General features: G+C 60.4%; 20 protein-coding genes and 2 pseudogenes. 7 read left to right on the top strand and 15 right to left on the bottom strand.

Annotated elements, in window-relative coordinates; all coding sequences use genetic code 11:
• Window positions 1–41: 41 nt before the first annotated feature.
• Complete coding sequence (locus ABLU50_RS21605) at window positions 42–1010, bottom strand: ABC transporter substrate-binding protein (protein WP_087833039.1); 969 nt, start codon at window positions 1008–1010, stop codon at window positions 42–44.
• Window positions 1007–1708, bottom strand: coding sequence for an ABC transporter ATP-binding protein (locus ABLU50_RS21610; RefSeq protein ID WP_087833038.1), 702 nt, complete (start codon window positions 1706–1708; stop codon window positions 1007–1009). The genes ABLU50_RS21605 and ABLU50_RS21610 overlap by 4 nt, the downstream gene beginning before the upstream one ends.
• Window positions 1709–1922: 214 nt before the next feature.
• Here ABLU50_RS21610 and ABLU50_RS21615 point away from each other — a divergent pair, with 214 nt between their 5' ends.
• On the top strand, window positions 1923–2504 hold the full coding sequence (locus tag ABLU50_RS21615) for a flavin reductase family protein (RefSeq protein WP_032456131.1): 582 nt from the start codon (window positions 1923–1925) through the stop codon (window positions 2502–2504).
• A 55-nt stretch (window positions 2505–2559) separates the two neighbouring features.
• Here the strand turns inward: ABLU50_RS21615 and ABLU50_RS21620 are convergent, their stop codons facing one another.
• Entirely contained in the window at window positions 2560–3384 is an 825-nt protein-coding gene (locus ABLU50_RS21620) for a helix-turn-helix domain-containing protein (RefSeq protein WP_004202721.1), read from the bottom strand.
• Between the two features lie 204 nt (window positions 3385–3588).
• Here ABLU50_RS21620 and ABLU50_RS21625 point away from each other — a divergent pair, with 204 nt between their 5' ends.
• The 3 genes from ABLU50_RS21625 to ABLU50_RS21635 are packed head-to-tail and all read left to right on the top strand — an operon-like array spanning window position 3589 to window position 8216.
• On the top strand, window positions 3589–5157 hold the full coding sequence (locus tag ABLU50_RS21625; RefSeq protein WP_087833037.1) for a family 78 glycoside hydrolase catalytic domain: 1569 nt from the start codon (window positions 3589–3591) through the stop codon (window positions 5155–5157).
• Window positions 5158–5180: 23 nt separating this feature from the next.
• Entirely contained in the window at window positions 5181–6557 is a 1377-nt protein-coding gene (locus ABLU50_RS21630; protein ID WP_087833036.1) for an MFS transporter, read from the top strand.
• A gap of 42 nt (window positions 6558–6599) precedes the next feature.
• Window positions 6600–8216: a carbohydrate porin gene (locus ABLU50_RS21635; RefSeq protein WP_046619998.1), complete on the top strand. Its 1617-nt coding sequence runs from the start codon at window positions 6600–6602 to the stop codon at window positions 8214–8216.
• Between the two features lie 39 nt (window positions 8217–8255).
• Here ABLU50_RS21635 and pptA read toward each other — a convergent pair whose 3' ends face one another.
• The 11 genes and pseudogenes from pptA to ABLU50_RS21690 all read right to left on the bottom strand — a co-directional run bounded on the left by pptA (window position 8256) and on the right by ABLU50_RS21690 (window position 17994).
• Window positions 8256–8483 carry a tautomerase PptA gene (gene pptA / locus ABLU50_RS21640; RefSeq protein WP_002906690.1) on the bottom strand — a complete coding sequence of 76 codons (228 nt, stop codon included), beginning with the start codon at window positions 8481–8483 and terminating at the stop codon, window positions 8256–8258.
• Window positions 8484–8553: 70 nt separating this feature from the next.
• A complete protein-coding gene (locus ABLU50_RS21645) occupies window positions 8554–9171 on the bottom strand; it encodes a glutathione S-transferase family protein (RefSeq protein WP_087833035.1) in 618 nt (205 codons plus the stop codon).
• A 77-nt stretch (window positions 9172–9248) separates the two neighbouring features.
• Complete coding sequence (locus ABLU50_RS21650) at window positions 9249–10100, bottom strand: transporter substrate-binding domain-containing protein (protein ID WP_176391549.1); 852 nt, start codon at window positions 10098–10100, stop codon at window positions 9249–9251.
• 38 nt (window positions 10101–10138) lie between these two features.
• On the bottom strand, window positions 10139–10918 hold the full coding sequence (locus ABLU50_RS21655) for an amino acid ABC transporter ATP-binding protein (protein ID WP_053810329.1): 780 nt from the start codon (window positions 10916–10918) through the stop codon (window positions 10139–10141).
• Window positions 10902–11828, bottom strand: coding sequence for an amino acid ABC transporter permease (locus ABLU50_RS21660; RefSeq protein ID WP_004202730.1), 927 nt, complete (start codon window positions 11826–11828; stop codon window positions 10902–10904). The genes ABLU50_RS21655 and ABLU50_RS21660 overlap by 17 nt, the downstream gene beginning before the upstream one ends.
• A gap of 9 nt (window positions 11829–11837) precedes the next feature.
• Window positions 11838–12347, bottom strand: coding sequence for a GNAT family N-acetyltransferase (locus ABLU50_RS21665; RefSeq protein WP_087833033.1), 510 nt, complete (start codon window positions 12345–12347; stop codon window positions 11838–11840).
• A gap of 11 nt (window positions 12348–12358) precedes the next feature.
• Window positions 12359–14622: pseudogene (locus tag ABLU50_RS21670) on the bottom strand (NtaA/DmoA family FMN-dependent monooxygenase).
• A gap of 24 nt (window positions 14623–14646) precedes the next feature.
• Window positions 14647–15768: a M20 peptidase aminoacylase family protein gene (locus tag ABLU50_RS21675; RefSeq protein WP_087833032.1), complete on the bottom strand. Its 1122-nt coding sequence runs from the start codon at window positions 15766–15768 to the stop codon at window positions 14647–14649.
• A complete protein-coding gene (locus ABLU50_RS21680) occupies window positions 15758–16765 on the bottom strand; it encodes an MsnO8 family LLM class oxidoreductase (RefSeq protein WP_069135728.1) in 1008 nt (335 codons plus the stop codon). Before ABLU50_RS21680 ends, ABLU50_RS21675 begins: the two co-directional genes overlap by 11 nt.
• A 91-nt stretch (window positions 16766–16856) precedes the next feature.
• On the bottom strand, window positions 16857–17408 hold the full coding sequence (locus ABLU50_RS21685) for a shikimate kinase (RefSeq protein WP_087833031.1): 552 nt from the start codon (window positions 17406–17408) through the stop codon (window positions 16857–16859).
• 193 nt (window positions 17409–17601) lie between these two features.
• The gene (locus ABLU50_RS21690; protein WP_004202738.1) at window positions 17602–17994 is read right to left on the bottom strand and encodes a cell envelope integrity protein TolA; all 393 of its coding nucleotides are present in this window, start codon (window positions 17992–17994) and stop codon (window positions 17602–17604) included.
• Window positions 17995–18130: 136 nt separating this feature from the next.
• Here ABLU50_RS21690 and ABLU50_RS21695 point away from each other — a divergent pair, with 136 nt between their 5' ends.
• On the top strand, window positions 18131–18367 hold the full coding sequence (locus ABLU50_RS21695; RefSeq protein ID WP_228703167.1) for a hypothetical protein: 237 nt from the start codon (window positions 18131–18133) through the stop codon (window positions 18365–18367).
• A gap of 23 nt (window positions 18368–18390) precedes the next feature.
• Here ABLU50_RS21695 and dapF read toward each other — a convergent pair whose 3' ends face one another.
• Window positions 18391–19257: a diaminopimelate epimerase gene (gene dapF, locus ABLU50_RS21700; RefSeq protein ID WP_087833030.1), complete on the bottom strand. Its 867-nt coding sequence runs from the start codon at window positions 19255–19257 to the stop codon at window positions 18391–18393.
• A 160-nt stretch (window positions 19258–19417) separates the two neighbouring features.
• On the opposite strand from dapF, the pseudogene ABLU50_RS21705 reads away from it, so the two are divergent.
• Window positions 19418–19669 (top strand): annotated as a pseudogene (locus ABLU50_RS21705) (hypothetical protein); the annotation flags it as partial.
• Window positions 19670–19858: 189 nt separating this feature from the next.
• The gene (gene ansP / locus ABLU50_RS21710; RefSeq protein WP_004202744.1) at window positions 19859–21313 is read left to right on the top strand and encodes an L-asparagine permease; all 1455 of its coding nucleotides are present in this window, start codon (window positions 19859–19861) and stop codon (window positions 21311–21313) included.
• Window positions 21314–21335 lie beyond the last annotated feature (22 nt).

The following is a 21335-nucleotide window of genomic DNA, read 5'->3' on the forward strand; positions in this document are numbered from 1 at the left end:
CGAAGCGTTCTCCGGCGGCCAGCGCCGGAGAATCGTGTCAATTATTGGGCATACAGCTGACTGAAGCGGGTCAGGACGGCGCTACGCTCGCTACTCCCCTCGCCGCTGGTGGGCAAGACCTTCAGCGCGTTCAGCAGCGGGCGTTTAGCGGCCACATCGCGGCGAGCGGGCATCAGCCAGGCGTCGGCGACCCGCGCCTGACCTTCCGGCGACAGCACGTAATCGATAAAGGCTTTGGCGTCGTCGGCATGCTGGCTGGTTTTGAGGATCATCATCGGGCGTGGGGCAATCACCGTCCCGCTGGCCGGGAAGATCACCTTCAGCGACTCGCCCTGCTGAATATTGCCGTAGGAGACATAATCCACCGCACCGAACACCGCCGCTTTCGCCCCCTGCATCACCGGCGTCACCGCCTGGGCGTTGGGGCCGCTGACCACCATGCCGTTCTTTTTCAGATCGTCAAACAGCTGCCAGGCCTGGTCGCCCATGCTGTTTTGCAGGCCAATCAGCAGATCCAGCGACGCGCCGGAGAGCGCCGGGTCAGGCGTCGTCACCTTATCTTTAAACGCCGGCTGGGTGAGATCCCGCCACTCTTTCGGCTCCGGAGTGCCGCTTTTGCTGTTCCAGACGATGCCAAGCGCCGAGACCCCCTGGGCGATATAGTCCGCCGATTTCAGATTAGCCGGTACCTTGTCGGCGTTGGCGCTGTGAAAAGGCAGCAACCAACCCCGCTGGTGCAGATCCTCCGCGGTATCCCATGAAGCGGAGATCAGCACATCCGCCTGTGGGTTGGCCTGCTCGGCCTCCAGACGGGCCATCACTTTGCCGGTGGTGGCCTGGAAAACGGTCACCTTCACCCCGGTCTGTTGTTCAAAACCGCTGGCCAGGCTTTTCGCCAGCGAGCCAGGGCCGGCGGTGTAAACGGTCAGCGCATGGGCGCTTGAGAGCATCATGGCGGAGAGAGCCATCGCGAGTACCACTCCTTTCTTAACGGTCATAACGGTGTTCATACAACGTCCCCTGAGGTTGGCGTAACGGCGCGGACAGCAGCCACGCGGCCCGCGGATAAATGGACTATCCGGTCGGCTAACAGCTCGGCTTCACGGCGGTCATGGGTAACATACACGGCGGTGATGCCGAGCTGGCGCAGCAGGCGGCTCATTTCGCCACACAGCGATTCGCGCAGTTCGCTGTCCAGGTTGGAGAGCGGCTCATCAAACAGCAGCACCCGCGGCGCGGCGACGATCGCTCGCGCCAGCGCCACCCGCTGCTGCTGGCCGCCGGAAAGGCCTGAAGGTTTACGTTCGGCAAAGCCGTCGAGGCCCACCCGCGCCAGCGCCTCGCTCACCCGGCGCTCGCGTTCGGCGCGGACAACGCCGCGCATGCGCAGCGGAAAGGCGACGTTCTGCGCCACGCTCATATGCGGCCAGAGGGCGTAATCCTGGAAAACCATGCCGATATCGCGTTGTTCCGGGGGCAATCCCCAGCCTGCGCGGGCCACCAGCCGATCGCCAAAGCGGATTTCACCGCTGGCCGGCACGCTCAGCCCCGCCAGCAGGCGCAGCAAGGTGCTTTTGCCGCAGCCGGACGGGCCCAGCAGCGCCACAATGCTGCCGGGTTCGATATGCAGCGAGAAGCGATCGAGAATGGGGGTCTCTGCGAAGGCGAATGAGACCGCCTGCAGAGTGATAGGGGTCAGCGCGCGCATTGTCGCCCTCCCTTGCGGGAAAGCAACCCCTGCCCGGCGGTCGACATCCGACGGGGCGCGCTCACCTGGGATAACATCAGGGGAGCCAACATATTGTGATCCTCTTTGGGACTTTGTGCTGGCGACTATAGTCAGACGAGATGACGTATTGATTACATTTTCATTGCGGCTTAACGTATTACCCGCCAACCGACCCATTACTCAAGGAACGCCTATGAGCCGCTTTCGCCACGTGGAACTGCAGTATGCCAGCCGCCTGCTCAACCACGGTCCGACCATTTTGATCACCAGCTACGACGCTGCGTCCGACCGGCGCAACGTCATGGCCGCCGCCTGGTCGATGCCGGTGGAATTCGCCCCACCGCGGGTGGCTATCGTGGTGGATAAAAGCACCTGGACGCGGGAAATCATCGAGCGCAACGGCACCTTCGGCATCGTGGTTCCCGGTGTGGCCGCCGCCAGCTGGACCTACGCCGTCGGCAGCGTCAGCGGCCGCGATGAAGACAAATTCAATGCTTACGGAATTCCGGTGGTGACCGGTCCGGAGCTGGGCCTGCCGCTGATCGAGGAGAAGTGTCTGGCATGGATGGAGTGCCGCCTGCTGCCGGCGACGGCGGCCCAGACCCAGTACGACACCCTGTTCGGGGAGGTGGTGTCTGCCGCCGCCGATGAACGCGCATTCGTCACCGGACGCTGGCAGTTCGACGACGATAAGCTCAATACCCTGCATCATCTTGGCACCGGCAATTTTGTCGCCAGCGGTCGTCATGTGCGGGCAAACTCCCTCGACGAATAAGCGTGACCTGCCGCGGGTGGCAGATTTTTCCCCTGCCCGGCCTGCGGCCCCCCTTTTAACCCGGTGGGCGGCGGCGATCGGCGCTTGGGGTCAGGCCAAACACTTTTTTATACAGGGTGGTAAAGTGGTTGCTGTTGGCGAAGCCGCACAGATAAGCCACTTCGGTAATGGTCATCTCCGTTTCGCGTAATTTGACCCGCGCGGAAACCAGTCGCAGACGTTTCAGATAATTATCCGGCGTTAATCCGGTGGCCTCTTTAATATGGCGAAACGCCGTGCGGGTGGTGAGATGAAATTGCTCCGCCAGCTGCTGCCAGTTATGTTCTTCGAAACAGTGCTCCTGCAGCCAGGTGAGTAATTTATGCAGTTTATAGCGGGTGCTGCTATATTCGGCTTCCGACTCGGCTGTGAGAATGGTGGTCACCAGCTGGAAAAAGAGAGACTCCCGTTGCGGGGTATTATCCGCCGCCCTCAGCGCCGGGGAAAATATCTTTTCCACCAGTTCCCGACAATAGCTGCGGGTCTCCGGTGCCAGCCAGCCATAGCAGGCGGCGCGCTGCGCCGATAATTGCTGCAGCAATCCCTCCATCTGCTGTAAATAGCGAAAGGCCACCGCCGGATTAATTAAGACATTAATCAACTTCAGCGTCCCCAGCTCATCATAATAGTGGACATCGCCAGGCTGGACATAAAATACATCGCCCTGCTGGATATACAGCGGGCGGCCATTAATAACGTGTAATCCATGCCCCTCCTCGACGATCACCAGCTCGGCAAACTCGTGGCCATGTTCCTGGCTATTATCTTCCGGGTCGCTGGCGTACATGCCGAGCTTATCCTGGGGGTGGGTGAAATAATACTCAACGGTCAGTGTCATCATTACAGCAAATCCTGAACAGCCTGGTGCGCAGGGGCACGATAATCTATTCCGGCCTTCGCCACGCGCCCGATGTGCGGATTTGTGATCGCTAGCGCCCCCACCTCATTATTCCTGCCATTTTCACTGACGGTTTGGCATTGCCAGAGTGGTGGTGCCGCCGGACGACGGCCTATGCTGCGCCTAACCTAATGGAGAGGACGCAGTATGTCACAGGCAATTCAATACAATTCCAGTGTGGCGATGACCCGCCATCCGCATTTATTAGAGCGTGCGGCCGCCCTAACGCCCGCGCTACATCGTCAGCGCCAGGCGCCGCAGGCCATCGTCGAGGCCGTCGCCGATCCGGCGGCGCTGAACGGCTGGCGGGGACACACCGTCTGCACGCCTGAGCAGTTTTATCAGCAGCCGCTTCGCGTCGGCGACAGCATCATCATTGACTTTGGCAGCCATTTTGTTGGCTACCTGCAGTTCAGCTGCCGCAGCGTCGGCAGCCCGCCGGATGCCCCGGCCCATCTGCACTTCACCTTCGGCGAAACGCTGAGCGAAGTTTGCGAGCCGTTCAGCGAGTACCAGGGGTGGCTGAGCAGTAGCTGGTTGCAGCAACAGGATCTGTGGCTCGACGTCCTGCCCGCCCGGGTTGACCTGCCGCGTCGCTACTGCCTGCGCTACCTGAAGGTGGAAATCAAAGCGCTGTCGCGCAAATTTCGTCTGCAGTTCGATGAGATAGCCCTGGAAACCGTTACCTCAGCCGGCAGCCCGCAGCCGGCGGTCATCGCCGATTCGGAGCTGAAAGCCATTGATGACGTCGCGGTTCGCACCCTGCAAAACTGCATGCAGGAAGTGTTTGAGGATGGGCCGAAACGCGACCGTCGGCTGTGGCTCGGCGACCTGCGCCTGCAGGCGCTGGTCAATGACGTGACCTTCGGCCACCACGATCTGGTCCGCCGCTGCCTGTACCTGTTTGCCGGCCATACCCGGGAAGATGGCATGGTCTCCGCCAATGTCTTTGTTCAGCCTGACGTGCGCGCCGATGACACATTTCTCTTTGATTATTCACTATTTTTTGTCGACGTACTCTATCACTACCTGCAAAGCACTGGCGACATGGAAACCGCCCGTGAACTGTGGCCCACGGCGCGACGGCAAATCGAGCTGGCGCTGACCCGCTGCGATCCCCAGGGTCTGGTGCGCGACAGCGATGACTGGTGGGTATTTATCGACTGGCAGGCAGAGCTGAATAAACAGTCGTCGGCGCAGGGGGTGCTTATCTACTGCCTGCAGCGTGCCCTCTGGCTGGCGCAGCGTGTTGAACCGCAGCGGGTAGCCGACTACACCGCTACGCTCGCGCAGCTGAAAGAGGCCGCCCTCCGCTACCTGTGGGACAGCGAGCGGCAGGTGTTTATCAGCGGCGCCGCGCGCCAGGTCTCATGGGCATCGCAGATCTGGCTGGTACTGGCGGAGGTTGGCACCGCCGGGCAGCGGCAAGCGCTGATGCGCCGCCTGCAGCAACATCCGCCCGCCATTGCCATGAATACCCCGTACTTGCGCCATCATCACATTGTCGCCCTGCTGCAATGCGGCCTGCGCGAGGAGGCGGTAGCGGAGATCAAGGCCTACTGGGGGGCGATGGTTGACTCCGGCGCCGACACCTTCTGGGAAATTTTCGACCCACAGCATCCTGACTTTTCCCCGTATGGCAGTAAGCTCATTAACAGTTACTGCCATGCGTGGAGCTGTACCCCGGCCTGGTTTATTCGCCAGTACGGACTTTAACAACAACGATAAGCGAGTGATTTATGGCAGAAACAACGTTTACCCTGTGGCGGCAGCGCCTTGGCTATGGCATTGCCGATCTCTCCTGCAACCTTGTGTGGCAGATGATCTCTCTGTATCTGATGTTTTTTTACACCGACGTGATGGGCCTCCCAGCCTATTATGTCGGGCTGATGTTCCTGGTCACCCGGCTGGTGGACGGCGTGGCCGACGTGCTGATGGGGCTGGTGATCGACAATACCGCCACCCGCTGGGGGCGCTGCCGTCCCTGGCTGCTGATCGGCGCCCTGCCTTTTGGTCTGCTGTGTATTCTGGCCTTTTATGTGCCGGATTTCGGCACCACCGGCAAACTGCTGTACGCCTTTATCACCTATCTTTGCCTGTCGTTCCTCTACACCCTGGTGAACATTCCGTTCTGCGCCATGCTGCCGTTTTTAACCAGTGATTCCGCAGAGCGCACCACGCTGTCGGCGGTACGTATTCTGCTGGGATCCCTCGGGGCCACCATCGTCGCCGTGGCCACCCTGCCGCTGGTCGGCATGCTGGGCAAAGGCGACCAGCAGCAGGGGTTCCTCTATACCGCAGTGATTTTTGGCGTACTGGCGGCCTTTTTCCTGCTGGTGAGCTTTCGCAACGTCGAAGAAAAGATCACCCTCACCGGGGAGCGCATGACCCTAAAACGCGCCTGGATTAGCCTGCGCGCCAATCCTCCGTGGTGGATCTTCGCCAGCAATATCTTTCTGATGTGGGGGGCATTCTTCTTTCAGACCGGAGCGCTGGTGTACTTCTTCCATTATTACGTCGGGAATACCGAGCTGACGGCGGTTATCGCCGGGATCTCCACTTTCGTTCCCCTGCTCGGCACCCTCACCATCCCGTTGCTGGCCCGACGCATGAAAAAACGTCATGTCTATCTGGTGGCCAGCGCGGTCAATCTGCTCGGGATGGGGATGATGATGCTCTCTGGCACCTACGCCCTGGGGCTGATCGTCGGAGCGGTGATCCTCTCTCTTGGCGCCGGTCAGCGCACGGCTATCTATTTCTCGATGCAGGCCGACCCGGTGGATTACGGCGTGTGGAAAACCGGCATTAATACCGCTGGGATCCTGACCTCGATAAACGGCTTTCTCGGCAAGGTGGCAATGGCCGGTGCCGGGGCTATCACCGGAGCACTGCTCTCCTCCGGCGGGTATATCGCCAACCAGGCGCAAAGCGACAGCGCCCTGTTGGCCATCAAGGCCTGCTATCTGTACATTCCGGCGCTGTTGATCCTCGCCTCGATGCTGTGGATGGGCCGCTTCTACCGCCTCGACGATCACTATGAGCAGATCCGTGCCGACCTTGATGCCGGACGCGGCGCCTCGCCAGCCCCGGCCACCGGAGAATCCCCCGCCATGTAAGGCGCCCCGCTGATTTAACCTCTGGATAAATTAAGGACTTTTATGCGTATCTCTGTGATTAGCGCAGCGGTTTGCTGCGCCCTTTTTCCGCTCACCAGCGTCAGCGCCGCCGGGTTGAGCGTCGAACAACGGCTGGCGCAACTTGAAGCGCGCCTCAATCTCGCCGAACAGCAGGCCAGCGAAGCCAGCCGCCGCGCGCAGCGGGCAGAACAGCAAACCGCCGCCGCCGAACAGCGCGCGGCGGCAGCGGAGCAGCAGGTGCAGGCGCTCAGCCAACAGACCACGGCTCGCGAACAAAAACAGCAGGCCACCAATCAGCAGCTGAGCGAGCAGCTGGCGAAACGCGCCCCGGACGATGGCTTTACCTTTAACGCCTACGCCCGTTCCGGAATGTTAGTCAATAGCCACGGCAAAGGCGCCCGCGGCGGGCCAGGTATCTCCCCGGCCAGTTCGCTCAACGGCGATGCCCACGTCGGCCGTCTCGGCAACGAAAAAGATAATTACGCTGAGCTGAGCTTTGGCAAAAAGCTTACCTTCAACGATGGCTCATGGGCGCGCTTTAAGACCATGCTCGCCGACGGGGCCACCAACCCGGATCCGTGGGTTCAGGATAACGACAGCCACCATCTGAACATTCGTCAGCTGTACGTCGAGATGGGCGACTTCGCCGAGTTCACCGGGCCGTTAAAACGCGCCTCGATCTGGGCTGGCAAGCGCTTCGATCGGGATAACTTCGATATCCACTTTACCGATAGCGACATCATGTTCCTCGGTGGCACCGGCGGCGGGATCAATGATGTCGACTGGGGAAGCGGCCTGCGCGGCGATTATTCGGTGTATGCGCGTAACTTCGGCGACCTTGGCAGCGATAATTACGCGGATAATGACATCCAGAATCTGCTGTTCACCGCAAACCATTTTTACGGCAACTGGCAGCTGATGACCACGGTGATGACCGCCCAGGGCAACGATGACCTGAAAGATAATACCTCGACCACCGGGAGCTATGCCCTGCGCAGCGATAACACCGCCAAAAACGGCTACTACGCGATGCTGGCCCTCCACGACAAACAGCAGTTCTACGGCCTGGCGCCGGGGGTGTCGGAAAGCGCCCTGCAGTACGGCGTCGGGCTGGGCGCCGAAGCGCGTCAGCCGGGGAGCGATGGCGACCTGACCGAGAACGCGGCCTCCCTGCGCTTTGCGTCGTACGGGATCCTGCCGCTGGGGAAAAACTGGCAGCTGGCGCCGTCGGTGATAGCCCAGCACAGCGAAGACCGCTATCGCGACGGCGACCGCTACGACTGGGCGACGTTTAACCTGCGGGTATCGCAAGGGATCTCCGCTCACTTCGCCCTGCTGTATGAGGCCTCGTGGCAGTATATGGATCTCAATCCGAACGGGCGCAGCTATCGCTATAATGACAACGTTTATCAGTATCAGGCGGTGCGCGGTGATTTCTACAAGCTGACCTTCGCCCCCACCTTTAAAGTGGGCGATGTGTTTGATATCAAAGCGCGGCCGGAGATACGTTTCTTTGTCACGTGGATGAACTGGGATAAAGACCTGGATCGTTATGCGATCAACGATGATTTCGGCAGCAAAGGCTTTACCGCTGGCGGGACATGGAACTTCGGCGTGCAGACGGAGATTTGGTTCTGACCGAGCGTCACTGGCGGGCATCATGCCCGCCAGTGACAATTACATGCTATAACCCGGCTTCTTTATCAGCTGCGCCATCTGCGGGGCGATCTCACTGTCCCACACCGCCTGCCACGCGTCCGGCTCAACCTGAGTCAGCGCGACGCTGACGGCGCTCTCTTTGCTGTTCAGATGGCGGATCAGCACCTCTGTGATGTCGGCGGCCAGCGCGGTTTTTTGTTCGTCAGTCAGTTCACGGGGAAAACATTTAATATCTACATGCGGCATAGCAAAGACTCCTTGTGGTCAGAGCCATAACGCTACCACAGAATGGCCGTTCTGGTTGCCATCGCGTGCGTTAAATCAGCTTGTTACGGCGTAGCGCCACGGCCAGCTCCGGTCGCTGACAGACCGCCCGGGCGACGGCGGCGAATTTTGGCGCGTGGTCGTCAAACCACGCCTGTCGCGGCCCCCAGCTGTACATCGCCGCGATATAGCAATCCAGCAACGTTACCGACGCGCCCAGCGCCCACGGCCCGGCGGCCAGCTGCTGTTCGAACCAGAGATAGAGATTTTTCCGGTACTGGCGACAATTCTCCACCAGTTGCTCCGCGGCGGCGGGCGCCCAGCGTTCCGGGTAATCGGCATAGGTAAAGGTGGGATAGACGTTGGCCACCAGCCAGACCAGCAGACGCTGGAACTGTTGACGCTGCGGCGTCCCCGGCGCGGGGGCCAGATCGGGACGCTGATCGAGGATCATCAGCGCGATGGCGGCGGTTTCGGTCATGATGCTCCCATCGGCCAGCCTCAGGGTGGGCACCTGGCACAGCGGATTAATCTGCCGCAGACGCTCGCGCGCCGGACCGGGCTGGTCAAAGCCCTCCACGTCAACCACCTCGTAGGGAATATCGGCCAGGGAGAGCATCAGCTCGCTAATCGTCGAGCCCCATCCCGGCACGCCATAAACGGTAATCATGGTCTGCCTCCAGGATAAAGCCTAAGTGTAGGCAGAAAATTACCGCTCACCCAACCGGCATACCATGGCCCGGGTGGTTAGTAGGTGATCCCCGGCGGGTTGACCACCGACTGCGCCACCGCTTCGCCCTGCTCTCCCCAGCGCGCCAGCACCTGCTGATATTCACCGCGGGCGATCGCCCCATCGAGGGCTGCCTGCAGGGCAAAGACCAAACCGTTACCTTTTTTAGTGGTCGTCGCCACCCACGCTTTTTTCGGCCCCAGGCCTACCACCCGGGTCTGGCCATTAAGGGCCGCTTTATAGGCGGCCACCGACTGCGGACCGAAAAAGATATCCGCCCGCCCGGACTGGATATAGAGGTTGCCGGAGGCATCATCGGTCAGGTAGACCGGCTGGGCCGGCGGCCGCCCGGCGGCCCGGTTGTCCTCATTCCAGCCCAGCAGGATCCGCTCCTGGTTGGTGCCAGACCCGACGATCACTTTGCGCCCGGCGAGGTCTGCGGGTCCGTTTACTGCGGCGATGTCGCTGGTGGATTTCACTGAGAAGGCCAGGGAGTCCACCCGGTAGGTGGCGAAATCGAACTTCTCTTTGCGCTTCTCGGTTACCGCGATATTGATCAGCGCCACATCGTAGCGGCCGGAGGCGATGCCCAGCGGCCAGTCCTCCCACGCGGTGGGCACCAGCCTGAGTTTCAGGCCAAGGCTTCCGGCCAGCAGGCGGGCCATATCCGGGTCGCTGCCGATCCGCGTGCGGTTGTCGCTGGCCAGCAGCGCCAGCGGCGGCGAATTGAGCGCCGAGATCGCCACCGTCAGCGTCCCCGGCTCGACGAAGCGATAGCCCGGCGGAATTTTAGCTATCGCCTGCGGGTCGCGGGTGACCGGCAATGGCTGCTCATTGGCACGCAGATCCAGCGCCGCGTGAGCGCTCATGGCAAAAGCGCTGAGAACAAGGGTCATTAGCGCTCTGTTCATGACGGCAGTACCCTGGATAAAAACTGTCGGGTACGCGGATGCTGCGGATGGTTGAGCACCTCGTCGCTGCTGCCCTGCTCGACGATCCTGCCGTCGACCATAAACACCACCTGGTCGGCCACCTCGCGGGCAAAGCCTACCTCGTGGGTCACCACCACCAGGGTGGTACCGGAGCGCGCCAGCTTCTTGATGACATCCAGTACCTCGCCCACCAGCTCGGGATCCAGCGCCGAGGTGGGCTCATCAAACAGGATCACCCGCGGGTCCAGTGCCAGCGCCCGGGCAATCGCGATACGCTGCTGCTGGCCGCCGGAGAGATGCCGCGACCAGGCGTCGGCTTTATTGCGCAGTCCGACAACGTCCAGCAGTTCCCAGGCGCGGGCAATGGCCTCTTTGCGCGTGACCTGCTTGTGGGCGATCGGCGCCTCAATCAGGTTCTCCAGCACCGTCAGGTGCGGAAACAGGTTAAAGTTCTGAAACACGTAGCCGACGTTGATCCGCTGGCGGAGGATCTCCTTCTCTTTCATCTCATACAGCTTGTCGCCTTTGCGGCGATAGCCGATATAGTCGCCATCAATCTGAATAAACCCCTCATCAACGCGCTCGAGGTGATTAATGGTGCGCAGCAGCGTGGACTTGCCCGAACCGGAAGGGCCGAGGATCACCGTCACCGTGCCCGGAGGTATCTCCAAGGACACATCGTCCAGCGCTTTGTGGCGGCCATAGTATTTGCTGACGCCGGTGATAGAAATATGGCCATTACGAGAGCTGGGCATGGACGGCCTCCTGGGGCTGTGGTTGACGTGCGGGTTGATTCAGACGGCTGCTGCGGGCGCTGTTCACCGCCGAGCGGCGCTCGCTGCGCGCCAGGCCACGTTCCACCAGGTACTGAATGGCGGAGAGAACGCTGGTGATCGCCAGATACCAGGCGGCGCCGACCATCAACAGCGGGATCACCTCCTGGGTACGGTTGTAGATCATCTGGATGGTGTAGAACAGCTCCGGCATCGCCAGGACATACACCATCGCCGTTCCTTTCGCCAGACTGATGATCTCATTGAAGCCGGATGGCAGAATGGTGCGCAGCGCCTGCGGCAAAATAATGCGCAGCGTGCGTCGCCAGGCGGGCAGCCCCAGCGCGGCAGCGGCCTCATACTGCCCATGGTCAACGCCGAGGAAGCCGCCGCGAATAATCTCCGCGGTATAGGCGCTCTGCACCAGGGTCAGGCCCACCACCGCCGTGGAGAATTGCCCCAGCACGTTTATCGTCTGGTAGCTGGCCCAGGTGACGCCGGTAAACGGGATCCCCAGCGACAGGGTGTCGTAAAGATAGGAGAAGTTGTAGAGAATGATCAGCACTACAATCAGCGGCAGCGAGCGAAACAGCCAGATATAGCTCCAGGCGAGGCTGCTGAGCAGCCAGGATGAGGACAAGCGGGCCAGCGCCAGCAGGCCGCCGAAGATCACGCTCAGCACCGTGCCGAGCAGGGTCAGAAGCAGGGTTTGTCCCAGCCCTTCGAGGATCACCGGGTCAAAGAACCAGCGGGCGAAGACGCCCCACTCCCAGCGCGGGTTGAAGGCCACCGACTGGATCACTACCGCCAGCACCAGCAGGGCCACCAGGGCTCCCACCACCCGCAGCGGATAGCGCGCCGGCACCACTTTGATCGTTTCAGATGTATGCATAATGCCTCCTCAGGCGCTGTGGCTAAAGGCGCTCACCGCCAGCGCTTTAGTGAACCGCAGCCGGCCATCGTAAGGCGGCTGACTGTACTCTTCCGGGTCTCGCGCGAGGTCAAACTGCGCCTCATACCCCTGGCTGAGATAGAGCTTTACCGCCTCCGGCTGGCGGAAGCCGGTGGTCAGGTAGATATGGCTGTACCCGGCCAGCACCGCCCGCCGCTCCAGCTCCTGAACCACTTTCGCCGCCAGCCCCTGCTGGCGCAGACGGCGGTGCGTCCAGATACGTTTGATCTCCGCGGTGTGGCGATCTTTCGGTTTATAAGCGCCGGTGGCGATAATTTCGCCCTCACGCTCAAGGACGATAAACAGCCCCTGCGGCGGCAAATACCACTCGTTCAACTCCACTTCCGCATCGCGGGAAAAATAGTCGCCATAGCGGGCGGCGTATTCAGCAAACAGCCCGCTAATAATCGGCTGCAGCTCCGGGGCGTCCGGAGAAATATCGCGGAATGCTTCGCTCATCGCGCCTCCTGTCAGTCGCCCAGCCCGGGCGGGTTGATTTCCGATTGCGGTATGCTTTCTACCCCTTCTCCCCAGCGGTTAAGCACTTTGGCGTAGTCCCCGCTGGCGATAGCGCCGTTCAGCGCCGCCTGGACGGCATTCACCAGCCCGCTGTCTTTTTTCAGCGTTACCGCGATATGCGCCGCTTTCGGCCAGCCGCCGTCAACGCTGCCCACCAGTTTGGTTTTGCCGGTCAGCGCCGCCTTCCACGCGCCAATCACGTTGGGGCCGAAAAAGGCATCGGCTCGCCCGGTCTGCAGCGCCAGCGTCTGGGCGGCATCATCCTTGGTGTAGACCGGGGTAAACGGTTTTAGCCCTTTTTTGACGTTCTCCGCGTTCCACGCCAGCAGGATCGCCTCCTGGTTGGTACCGGAGCCAACGATAATCTTCAGCCCGGCGATGTCTTCCGCCTTGTCAATCTTGCTCAGCGGACTGGTGCTTTTGACGTAGAAGCCCAGCGAGTCTTTGCGGTAGGTGGCGAAATCGAACTTCTCTTTTCGCTCTTTGGTGACGGTAATATTGCTGATCGCGGCATCATATTTGCCGGAGGTGACTCCCAGCGGCCAGTCTTCCCAGGAGGTGGGAACTACGTTCACCTCCAGCCCGAGACTCTCCGCCACCAGCCGGGCGATATCCGCCTCGCTGCCGAGCAGGGTTTTGTTGTCATCGGCGAAGACCGTCAGCGGCGGTGAGTTCAGGGCCGCCACCGCGACGGTGAATTTACCCGGCACCGCCAGATGCAGATCTTTCGGCAACAGGGCAATGGCCTGCGGGTTTTTCGCTGTGTGAATCGGCGTTTTGTTGGCCTCCAGGCTTACCCCGGTGCCATTGATCTTGACGTCCTGTGCCCACGACGAGGCGCTAAATGCCAACGCGACGGCCAGCAAGAGTGTTGTTTTCTGCATAGCGTGATTCTCTTTTCTTATTTTTGGAATTGATTAGCGGGTAGCGCCAGGCCCAGACTTTCCCGCAGGGTGGTGCCCGGATAGTCGCGACGGAACAGACCGCGCGCCTGTAACAGAGGCACCACCTCGTCAACAAAGCGCGGGAAGGTTTCCGGCGTGCCGCCCTGAATGATGAAACCGTCCGCCGCGCGCTGTTCGAACCACAATTGCAGGCCATCGGCGACATCGCTGGCGGTGCCGGTAAAGCGCGGACGTGGGCTCGCGGCCTCCAGGGCCACCTGACGCAGGGTTAATCCCCGCTCGCGGGCGTGACGTTTAATCTCGTCGGTGGTGCTGCGGAAGCTGTTTTGTCCCAGGTCGCCAATATCCGGGAACGGTTCATCAAGCGGGTACTGCGAAAAATCATGGTGTTCGAAATAGCGCCCAAGATAGTTCAGCGCATCCTCGATGGAAACCAGCGCCGCGGTAGTCTGGTACTGACGTTCCGCATCCTCGGCGTCATCCCCGACGATGACGCTGACGCCCTGGAAGATATGCAGTTGGTCCGGGGTGCGCTGATATGCGCTGAGTTGGCTTTTGACATCCTGATAAAATGCCTGCGCCTCGGCCAGCGATTCCTGATGGGTAAAAATGGCATCGGCGTGGCGTGCGGCTAATTTCTTGCCGTCGTCCGACGCGCCAGCCTGGAAAATAATCGGCCGTCCCTGTGGCGTGCGGGCAATATTTAGCGGCCCGGCCACTTTAAAGAAATCGCCATGGTGATCGAGCGTATGCAGTTTATTTTTATCAAAGAACTGGCCAGTCTCCTTATTGCGCACAAAGGCGTCCTCTTCCCATGAATCCCATAAGCCTTTCACCACCTGCAGATATTCATCGGCAATGCGATAGCGCAGCGCATGATCCGGATGCTGGGCCCGGGAGAAGTTTTTCGCCGACCCTTCCAGCGGCGAAGTGACCACGTTCCAGCCTGCCCGTCCCTGGCTTAAATGGTCAAGGCTGGCGAACTGTCGGGCGGTGGTAAACGGCTCGCTGTACGAAGTGGATAAAGTCCCCACCAGCCCCAGCCGCCGGGTAACCGCGGCCAGCGCGGAAAGCACCGTTAAGGGCTCGAAGCGATTTAAAAAATGGGGAATCGATTTTTCATTAATATATAAACCGTCGGCGACAAAAATAAAATCCAGCTTACCCGCTTCCGCTTTTAACGCCGTCTCTGTAACAAAATCAAAATTAATACTGGCGTCGGCCTGGGCCGCCGGATGACGCCATGCGGACATATTTCCCGATGCACCATGTAATATGGTTCCCAGACGCAATTGTCGATTTTCAGACATAGCTACCCCTTCCCCTGCCATCCATTAAATGTGTTGTAACGCTTCTTCTGCGAGCCGGGCGAAATAATGCGCCGCGGGCGCAATCAGCCGTTCATCCGGATTAAATGCCGGATGGTGCAGACCATATTCGCTGGCGCTGCCGATGCTGACGAACGCCCCGGGAATATGCTGAAGATAGACCGCAAAATCTTCGCCACCGAGATGCAGATCGGCGTGGTGAGTGCGATACCCGGCCTGAGCTGCCACCTCGCTGGCGAAGTCGGCCCAGCGGGCGTCGTTGACCAGCGCCGTCGGGCCGGCGTACCAGAAGACGTCAATCTGCGCGCCAAAAGCGCTGGCGAAACCGGCCGCAATCTCGCTGACCCGGGCTTTGACACGCTGTTGCACTTCACTGCTGTGGGTGCGCAGCGTCCCCTCCAGTTCGACGCTCTCCGGCAGCACGTTCCAGGTATTGCCTCCCTGGATCCGCGTCACGCTGAGCACCACCGAGTCGAGGGTGTTCACTTCCCGGCTGGCTACGCTCTGCAGCACCGTCACCAGCTGGCTGGCCAGCAGGATCGCATCCTTTCCCTCGTGGGGGCGTGCGGCGTGCGCCCCCTTCCCGGTCACTTTGAAGACGAAGCGGTCGACGTTGGCGTAGAACGCGCCGCCGCGGGTGGCGAATTCGCCCACCGGCAGGCCGGGTTCATTATGCATGCCAAAGATCGCCGAGACGTCCTCCAGCGCCCCGGCGCGGATCAGGGTTTTCGCTCCACCAAAGTTTTCTTCCGCCGGCTGGAACAGGATCCGCACCCGCCCCGGGAGTTCCGCTTCCCGATCCTTCAGCAGCAGCGCCGCCCCCAGCATCACGCTGGTATGAATATCGTGGCCGCAGGCATGCATCACCCCCTGATTCTGCGAGCGGTAAGGCAGACCGGTCGCCTCCTCGATGGGCAACGCATCGATATCCGCCCGCAGGGCAATCACCTTGTCGCCGCTGCCGACTTCGGCGACCAGCCCGGTTTTCAGATCGTAGGGCAGCAGGGTCAGCCCGCCGCTCTGCAGCCAGTCGCGGATCCGCGCGGTGGTGGCCACCTCCTGCAGGGAGAGCTCCGGGTTCTGATGCAGCTCGCGCCGCCAGCTAATCAGTTGTTGTTCAAAGGACATTCAGCACCTCCTTGCCGTAGTGAGCCTGCGCCAGCAGGCGCAGGGAGCGCAGGCGCGCAGGCCCGTCGCTAATGGGGGTATCAATGATGAGTTCATCCAGCCGATCTTCCGCCTGCAGCGCGTCCAGCCGGGCTTTCACCTGTTCGGGAGTACCGGAGATCAGTGAAGATTCGCGGCGGTGGATGCGTGTCGGCCGGCTGCCAGCCTGGCGGGCAAAGGCGACGGCCTGAGCCTCACTGCCGACGGTCACCCGCTGGCCGTTCTCCAGCTCGACGCCCCACACCTCGACCTGCTGCGCCAGCGCAGCGGCGGTGGCCGGATCGTCAGCCACCACCACCTGCACGGCGACGATCGCCTCACGCGGGCTGAGCTCGCGCCAACGGTTGATCACCGTGCGGCGCAGCGCGCTGTCGCCATTGAGATGGGCCGCAAACACGAAGTTCCAGTCAAGACGGGCGGCCAGTTCCGCACTCTCCAGGCTGGCGCCGAGCAGAAATCCGTCGGCCCGGCGCGGCGGGATCGGCGTGGCGCGCAGGCTCTCCTCTCCCCCTGGCTCAGTCAGTGACAGCCAGTTATCCAGCTGCGCCAGCTGATCGGCAAAGGTGCCTTTCTCCTCCTGATGCAGGCCCTGCTGCAGGGCGCGGGTGGAGAGCGGCAGGCCGCCAGGCGCCTTGCCCACCCCGAGATCGATGCGACCCGGCGCGAGGGCGGCCAGCAGGTTAAAGTTTTCCGCGACTTTATAGGGGCTGTAGTGCTGGAGCATGACGCCGCCGGACCCAAGACGAATGCGCCGGGTGTGGCCCAGCAGCCAGGCGATAACCAGCTCCGGAGAGGGGCTCGCCAGCTGATCGGTATTGTGGTGTTCGGCGACCCAGAAGCGGTGATAGCCCCAGGCTTCGGCGTGTTGCGCCAGCGTTAATGTACGCGCCAGCGCCTGCGCGGCGGTTTCCCCGGCGGCAAGCGGACTTTTATCCAGGATACTGATTCGATAAGACATTTCGCAGGCTCATATGAAAGTACGTGCCTGCATTATTAAAATCTCAGCTAACTATTGAGAAACAATTAATTCACATGTGTACTGCTGAAAATTAGATATGCCCGCCTGGCCGATGCGCTTCCAGCTCGCGGAGCAGCGCCTCAGCCTGCCGCGGACTGCGCACCCGGACGAAGCGAATATGCCGATATTGCGGATCCTGCATGTCGGCCAGATAGCGTCGGCGATTCTGCCGCCAGGTTTTCAGCGTCCAGAGGATGATGGATTCCCGGCTGCAAAACGAACGGCGAAAGCTCTCGCGGTTGCCGGTGCCCGGCCACAGCTCCTGATGCCGCCACGCCCGGCTCGTCGCCCGCCACACCGCCTGGCGCAGCGTGCGCCAGAGGCTATAGTCGACCCAGATCACCAGATCCACCTCGCGCCATTTGACGCTGCGGCTGCGATTGTAATTGCCATCCAGCACCCAGCCCGGCGAGGCCGTAGCGGCGGCAATAGCGGCGAAAAACGCCTCATCCGGCGTGCCCTGCCAGTTCGGCCGCCAGTACAGGCGATCGAGCTCGATCCAGGGTAGTCCCAGCCGGTGCGCCAGGCGCCGGGCCAGAGTGGATTTGCCTGAGCCGCTGGTGCCGACCACGTTGATGTTCATCTCTGTTTCTCCCTGATAGCCATTCCCGTTGTTCGCCGCCTTTGCCCGGATGAGAAAAGGCAATGTGTAACAGCCGCTGACGACAGCAAGCGCAATGAAAAAAGTGGTGAGATTCCCCGGCAACCACGGTCAGCCACGCACACGCGGTGTCGCCAGGCTTTTCCAGCCGGCAAAAGCCGACCAGACAGTCAATTTAACCCTGCATATCAAAGCCGGACTGCTGAAAATCCCGGAAGACATCGGGGTTGTTAAAAGGCGGGAACGTGGCCTTCCTGGCAGCAGCAGCTAACTCGTCACAATAGGCTTTGTTACCGTTGCTGGTCGAGACATGTAAAACCGTGCCATCCTGCGCAAAGGCTAAATGCAACCTGCATTTCTTACCCTGCCAGCGCTCGGGGGTATCCATCTGGGCTAGTATCGCGGCCCTGATGGCCCGCGCCTGGGCGCCCCACTCATCCCGATCGTCCCAGCGGCCAGAGCCACAGCTTCCCGTCGCGGTCGTTTTATGACAGCCGGAGGGCTGTAACGGTGCGCAGCCCGCGCCCAAGGCAGAGATAAGGGTTAATAAACACAATTTCTTCAACATACCGGCTTTCCTGCCCGTAACGAATTGGAAAGGTTGCCATTATGCGCTACTCGCAGGCAAGGCACCAGAGAGCGGAGCCAGGCTCTGACGGGGCGAGAAGATGACTTCAACCCGCTGGCCGGCTGGTGTCTGCTCGATGTGCGAGCTCCCGCGTTACGCAGAAGACCTCGCCACTTACGATCCCATCAAGCATCATCTCCTGAAAGAGGGGCAGCCCTGGCGTACGCTTAAACCCCTCCCGGATTTAATGAATGAGATCCAGCAGGCGCGATTTACCGTCCTTGCCACCGACATTAAGCACAATGTCTGGTGGGAACATACCACCATAGTTTGTGTGGCAAACGGGGCGTCGGCGGATCCTGAAGGAGCTTAATGTCAGGCTTACCGCTCCCTCTGTCATGCTTCGTCATTGAAGATGACGCCGCCGCCGTCAAAGCAGTCTTTATCCAGCGTCAGGCTGGCGATCTTATGCACCGGACCGCGCATATTCACCTGAAAATCCGCGCCGAAGGTGATGCACAGCTGGCCGCCTGGCATGTTGACATCCACCCGATCGTCCACCTTCCCTAACCGGCGCATGGCGCTGGCTGCCGCGCAGCTGCTGCTCCCGGAGGCCATCGTAAACCCGGCGCCCCGCTCCCAGATACCAATCTTCAGGGTATGGCGCTCGACAATTTCCACGAACTGTACATTGCAGCGTTTGGGGAATAAGGCATGATGTTCAATTTGCGGTCCTAAACGATGAACCTGTTCCAGGTCGAGCTTATCCACGAGGACAACGCAGTGGGGATTGCCCATGGAGACCAGCACGACGGACAGGGTTTCATCCGCCAGCGTCAACGGATAATTCACCGCCTCGGGCAAATTCACTAAGGCGGGTAACGCCGCCGGATTGAAATTCGCCCGCCCCATATCCACGCTAATCTGATGAAAATCACTCTCCACGGTGCAATAGACATCTCCGCCCGCCGTGTGCACTAAAAAAGGCTCATGGCCGACGCGACCGATATCAAACAGATAGCGCGCATAGATCCGTAGCCCATTACCGCTTTTCTCCGCCTCGGAGCCGTCCGGATTGATTATACGCAGCGTGGGATGGGTTTGATCGCCGCTGTCGATCAGCAGACCATCGGAACCAACGCCATAGTGGCGATGGCACAGAATTCGAATATGCTCGTTGCTCAGCTGGTCGGCAACGGCGCGATGGCATACCAGGTAATCATTACCCAGTCCGTGATATTTATGAAACTGTAAGGGGGTCATTGTGTGGGGTCGCCTGGCGCTATGGGTCTGATCTTGCATCTTACAATACCTGCGCCGCCAGAATGAATTAAACACTAAGGCTTAACCGCTCTGTTCATTCTGCTCTTCGGCAGGCAGGCGTCATGCTTCTCCCGTCTGCGCATCCCCGCCGTGACTGACGCTGAAGCCATTTATGCTGGAATATCCGGATATTAACATCAAAAGCACTGATGATAATGGCCAAACGGTGGTCGTCGATGACCGGTTAAACGCTGGGCTGCGACTCGGCGAACAGCTGGCTATCGCCTGTGACCAACGAATGCGCCAGCAGGCGAACTGGCCCCACGCCGTCCCCGGACAGCCTCGCTATTACCCCAGTCGACGCCAACATACCAGCGCTTTCATTCTGTTGCGGGAAACTCTGCGACGCTGATCTCATTGATAAATCTGTCAAATGCTATCGGTAAATGTTTTAGGTGCGTAACTATTAGGTTACGTGTAGGATTCAGCGCCATGTCTGAGCTTATCTCCTACGTCAGAATGATGAGAAAGCCAGCATAATGTGCCAGCCGTCCTCCACACCGGCTGCAAACATGGGCATTGACAGGAAACTGATACATCAATGAATACGAAACACGACACTGCAGCGGAGCACCATGCTGCAAAACGCCACTGGCTCAACTCACACGAAGCGGGTTATCACAAAGCGATGGGCAACCGTCAGGTACAGATGATTGCCATCGGCGGCGCCATCGGTACCGGTTTGTTCCTCGGCGCCGGGGCACGTTTACAAATGGCAGGGCCAGCGCTCGCACTGGTCTATCTGGTCTGCGGCATCTTCTCTTTCTTTATTCTTCGCGCGCTCGGCGAACTGGTTCTCCACCGCCCCTCGAGCGGAAGCTTCGTCTCTTATGCCAGGGAATTCCTCGGTGAAAAAGCCGCCTACGTGGCCGGCTGGATGTACTTCGTTAACTGGGCGATGACCGGGATCGTCGATATCACCGCCGTGGCGCTGTATATGCACTACTGGGGCGCCTTTGGCGATGTGCCGCAGTGGGTCTTCGCCCTTGGCGCGCTCGCCATCGTTGGCACCATGAACATGATTGGCGTGAAGTGGTTCGCCGAGATGGAGTTCTGGTTCGCACTGGTCAAAGTACTGGCGATCGTCGCGTTTCTCGTGGTCGGTACCATTTTCCTCGGCTCCGGTAAGCCGCTGGACGGTAATGCCACAGGCTTCCACCTGATCACCGATAACGGCGGCTTCTTCCCGCACGGCCTCCTGCCGGCGCTGGTGCTGGTGCAGGGCGTGGTCTTCGCCTTCGCCTCCATTGAGCTGGTGGGCACCGCGGCCGGTGAGTGTAAAGATCCGGAGAGGATGGTGCCGAAGGCCATCAACAGCGTGATCTGGCGTATCGGCCTGTTTTACGTTGGGTCGGTGGTGCTGCTGGTGCTGCTGCTGCCGTGGAACGCCTACCAGGCGGGACAGAGCCCGTTTGTTACCTTCTTCTCAAAACTGGGCGTGCCGTACATCGGCAGCGTGATGAATATCGTGGTATTAACCGCCGCCCTCTCCAGCCTTAACTCCGGCCTCTACAGCACCGGACGTATTCTGCGCTCCATGTCGATGGGGGGCTCCGCGCCGAAGTTCATGTCGAAGATGAGCCGTCACCACGTCCCTTACGCCGGGATCCTGGCGACGCTGGCGGTGTACGTGGTCGGGGTGTTCCTCAACTATCTGGTGCCGTCGCAGGTGTTTGAGATCGTCCTCAACGTCGCTTCGCTGGGGATCATTGCTTCCTGGGGCTTTATCGTGGTGTGTCAGATGCGTCTGCGCAAAGCGATTAAGGAAGGGAAAGCGGCTCAGGTGAGCTTCAGAATGCCGGGGGCGCCGTTCACCTCGTGGCTGACGCTGCTGTTCCTGTTTAGCGTGCTGGTGCTGATGGCCTTCGATTATCCGAACGGCACCTATACCATTGGCTCCATCCCGTTGCTGGCGGTGCTGTTGGTGGCGGGCTGGTTTGGCGTGCGTAAGCGCGTGCATGCGATTCACAGCACAGCGCCGACGCTCAAGCAGTAAATGGCAGGACTCCCGGTTTGTC

The organism is Klebsiella sp. GG_Kp173 (assembly GCF_040062415.1).
Lineage (GTDB): Bacteria > Pseudomonadota > Gammaproteobacteria > Enterobacterales > Enterobacteriaceae > Klebsiella > Klebsiella quasipneumoniae.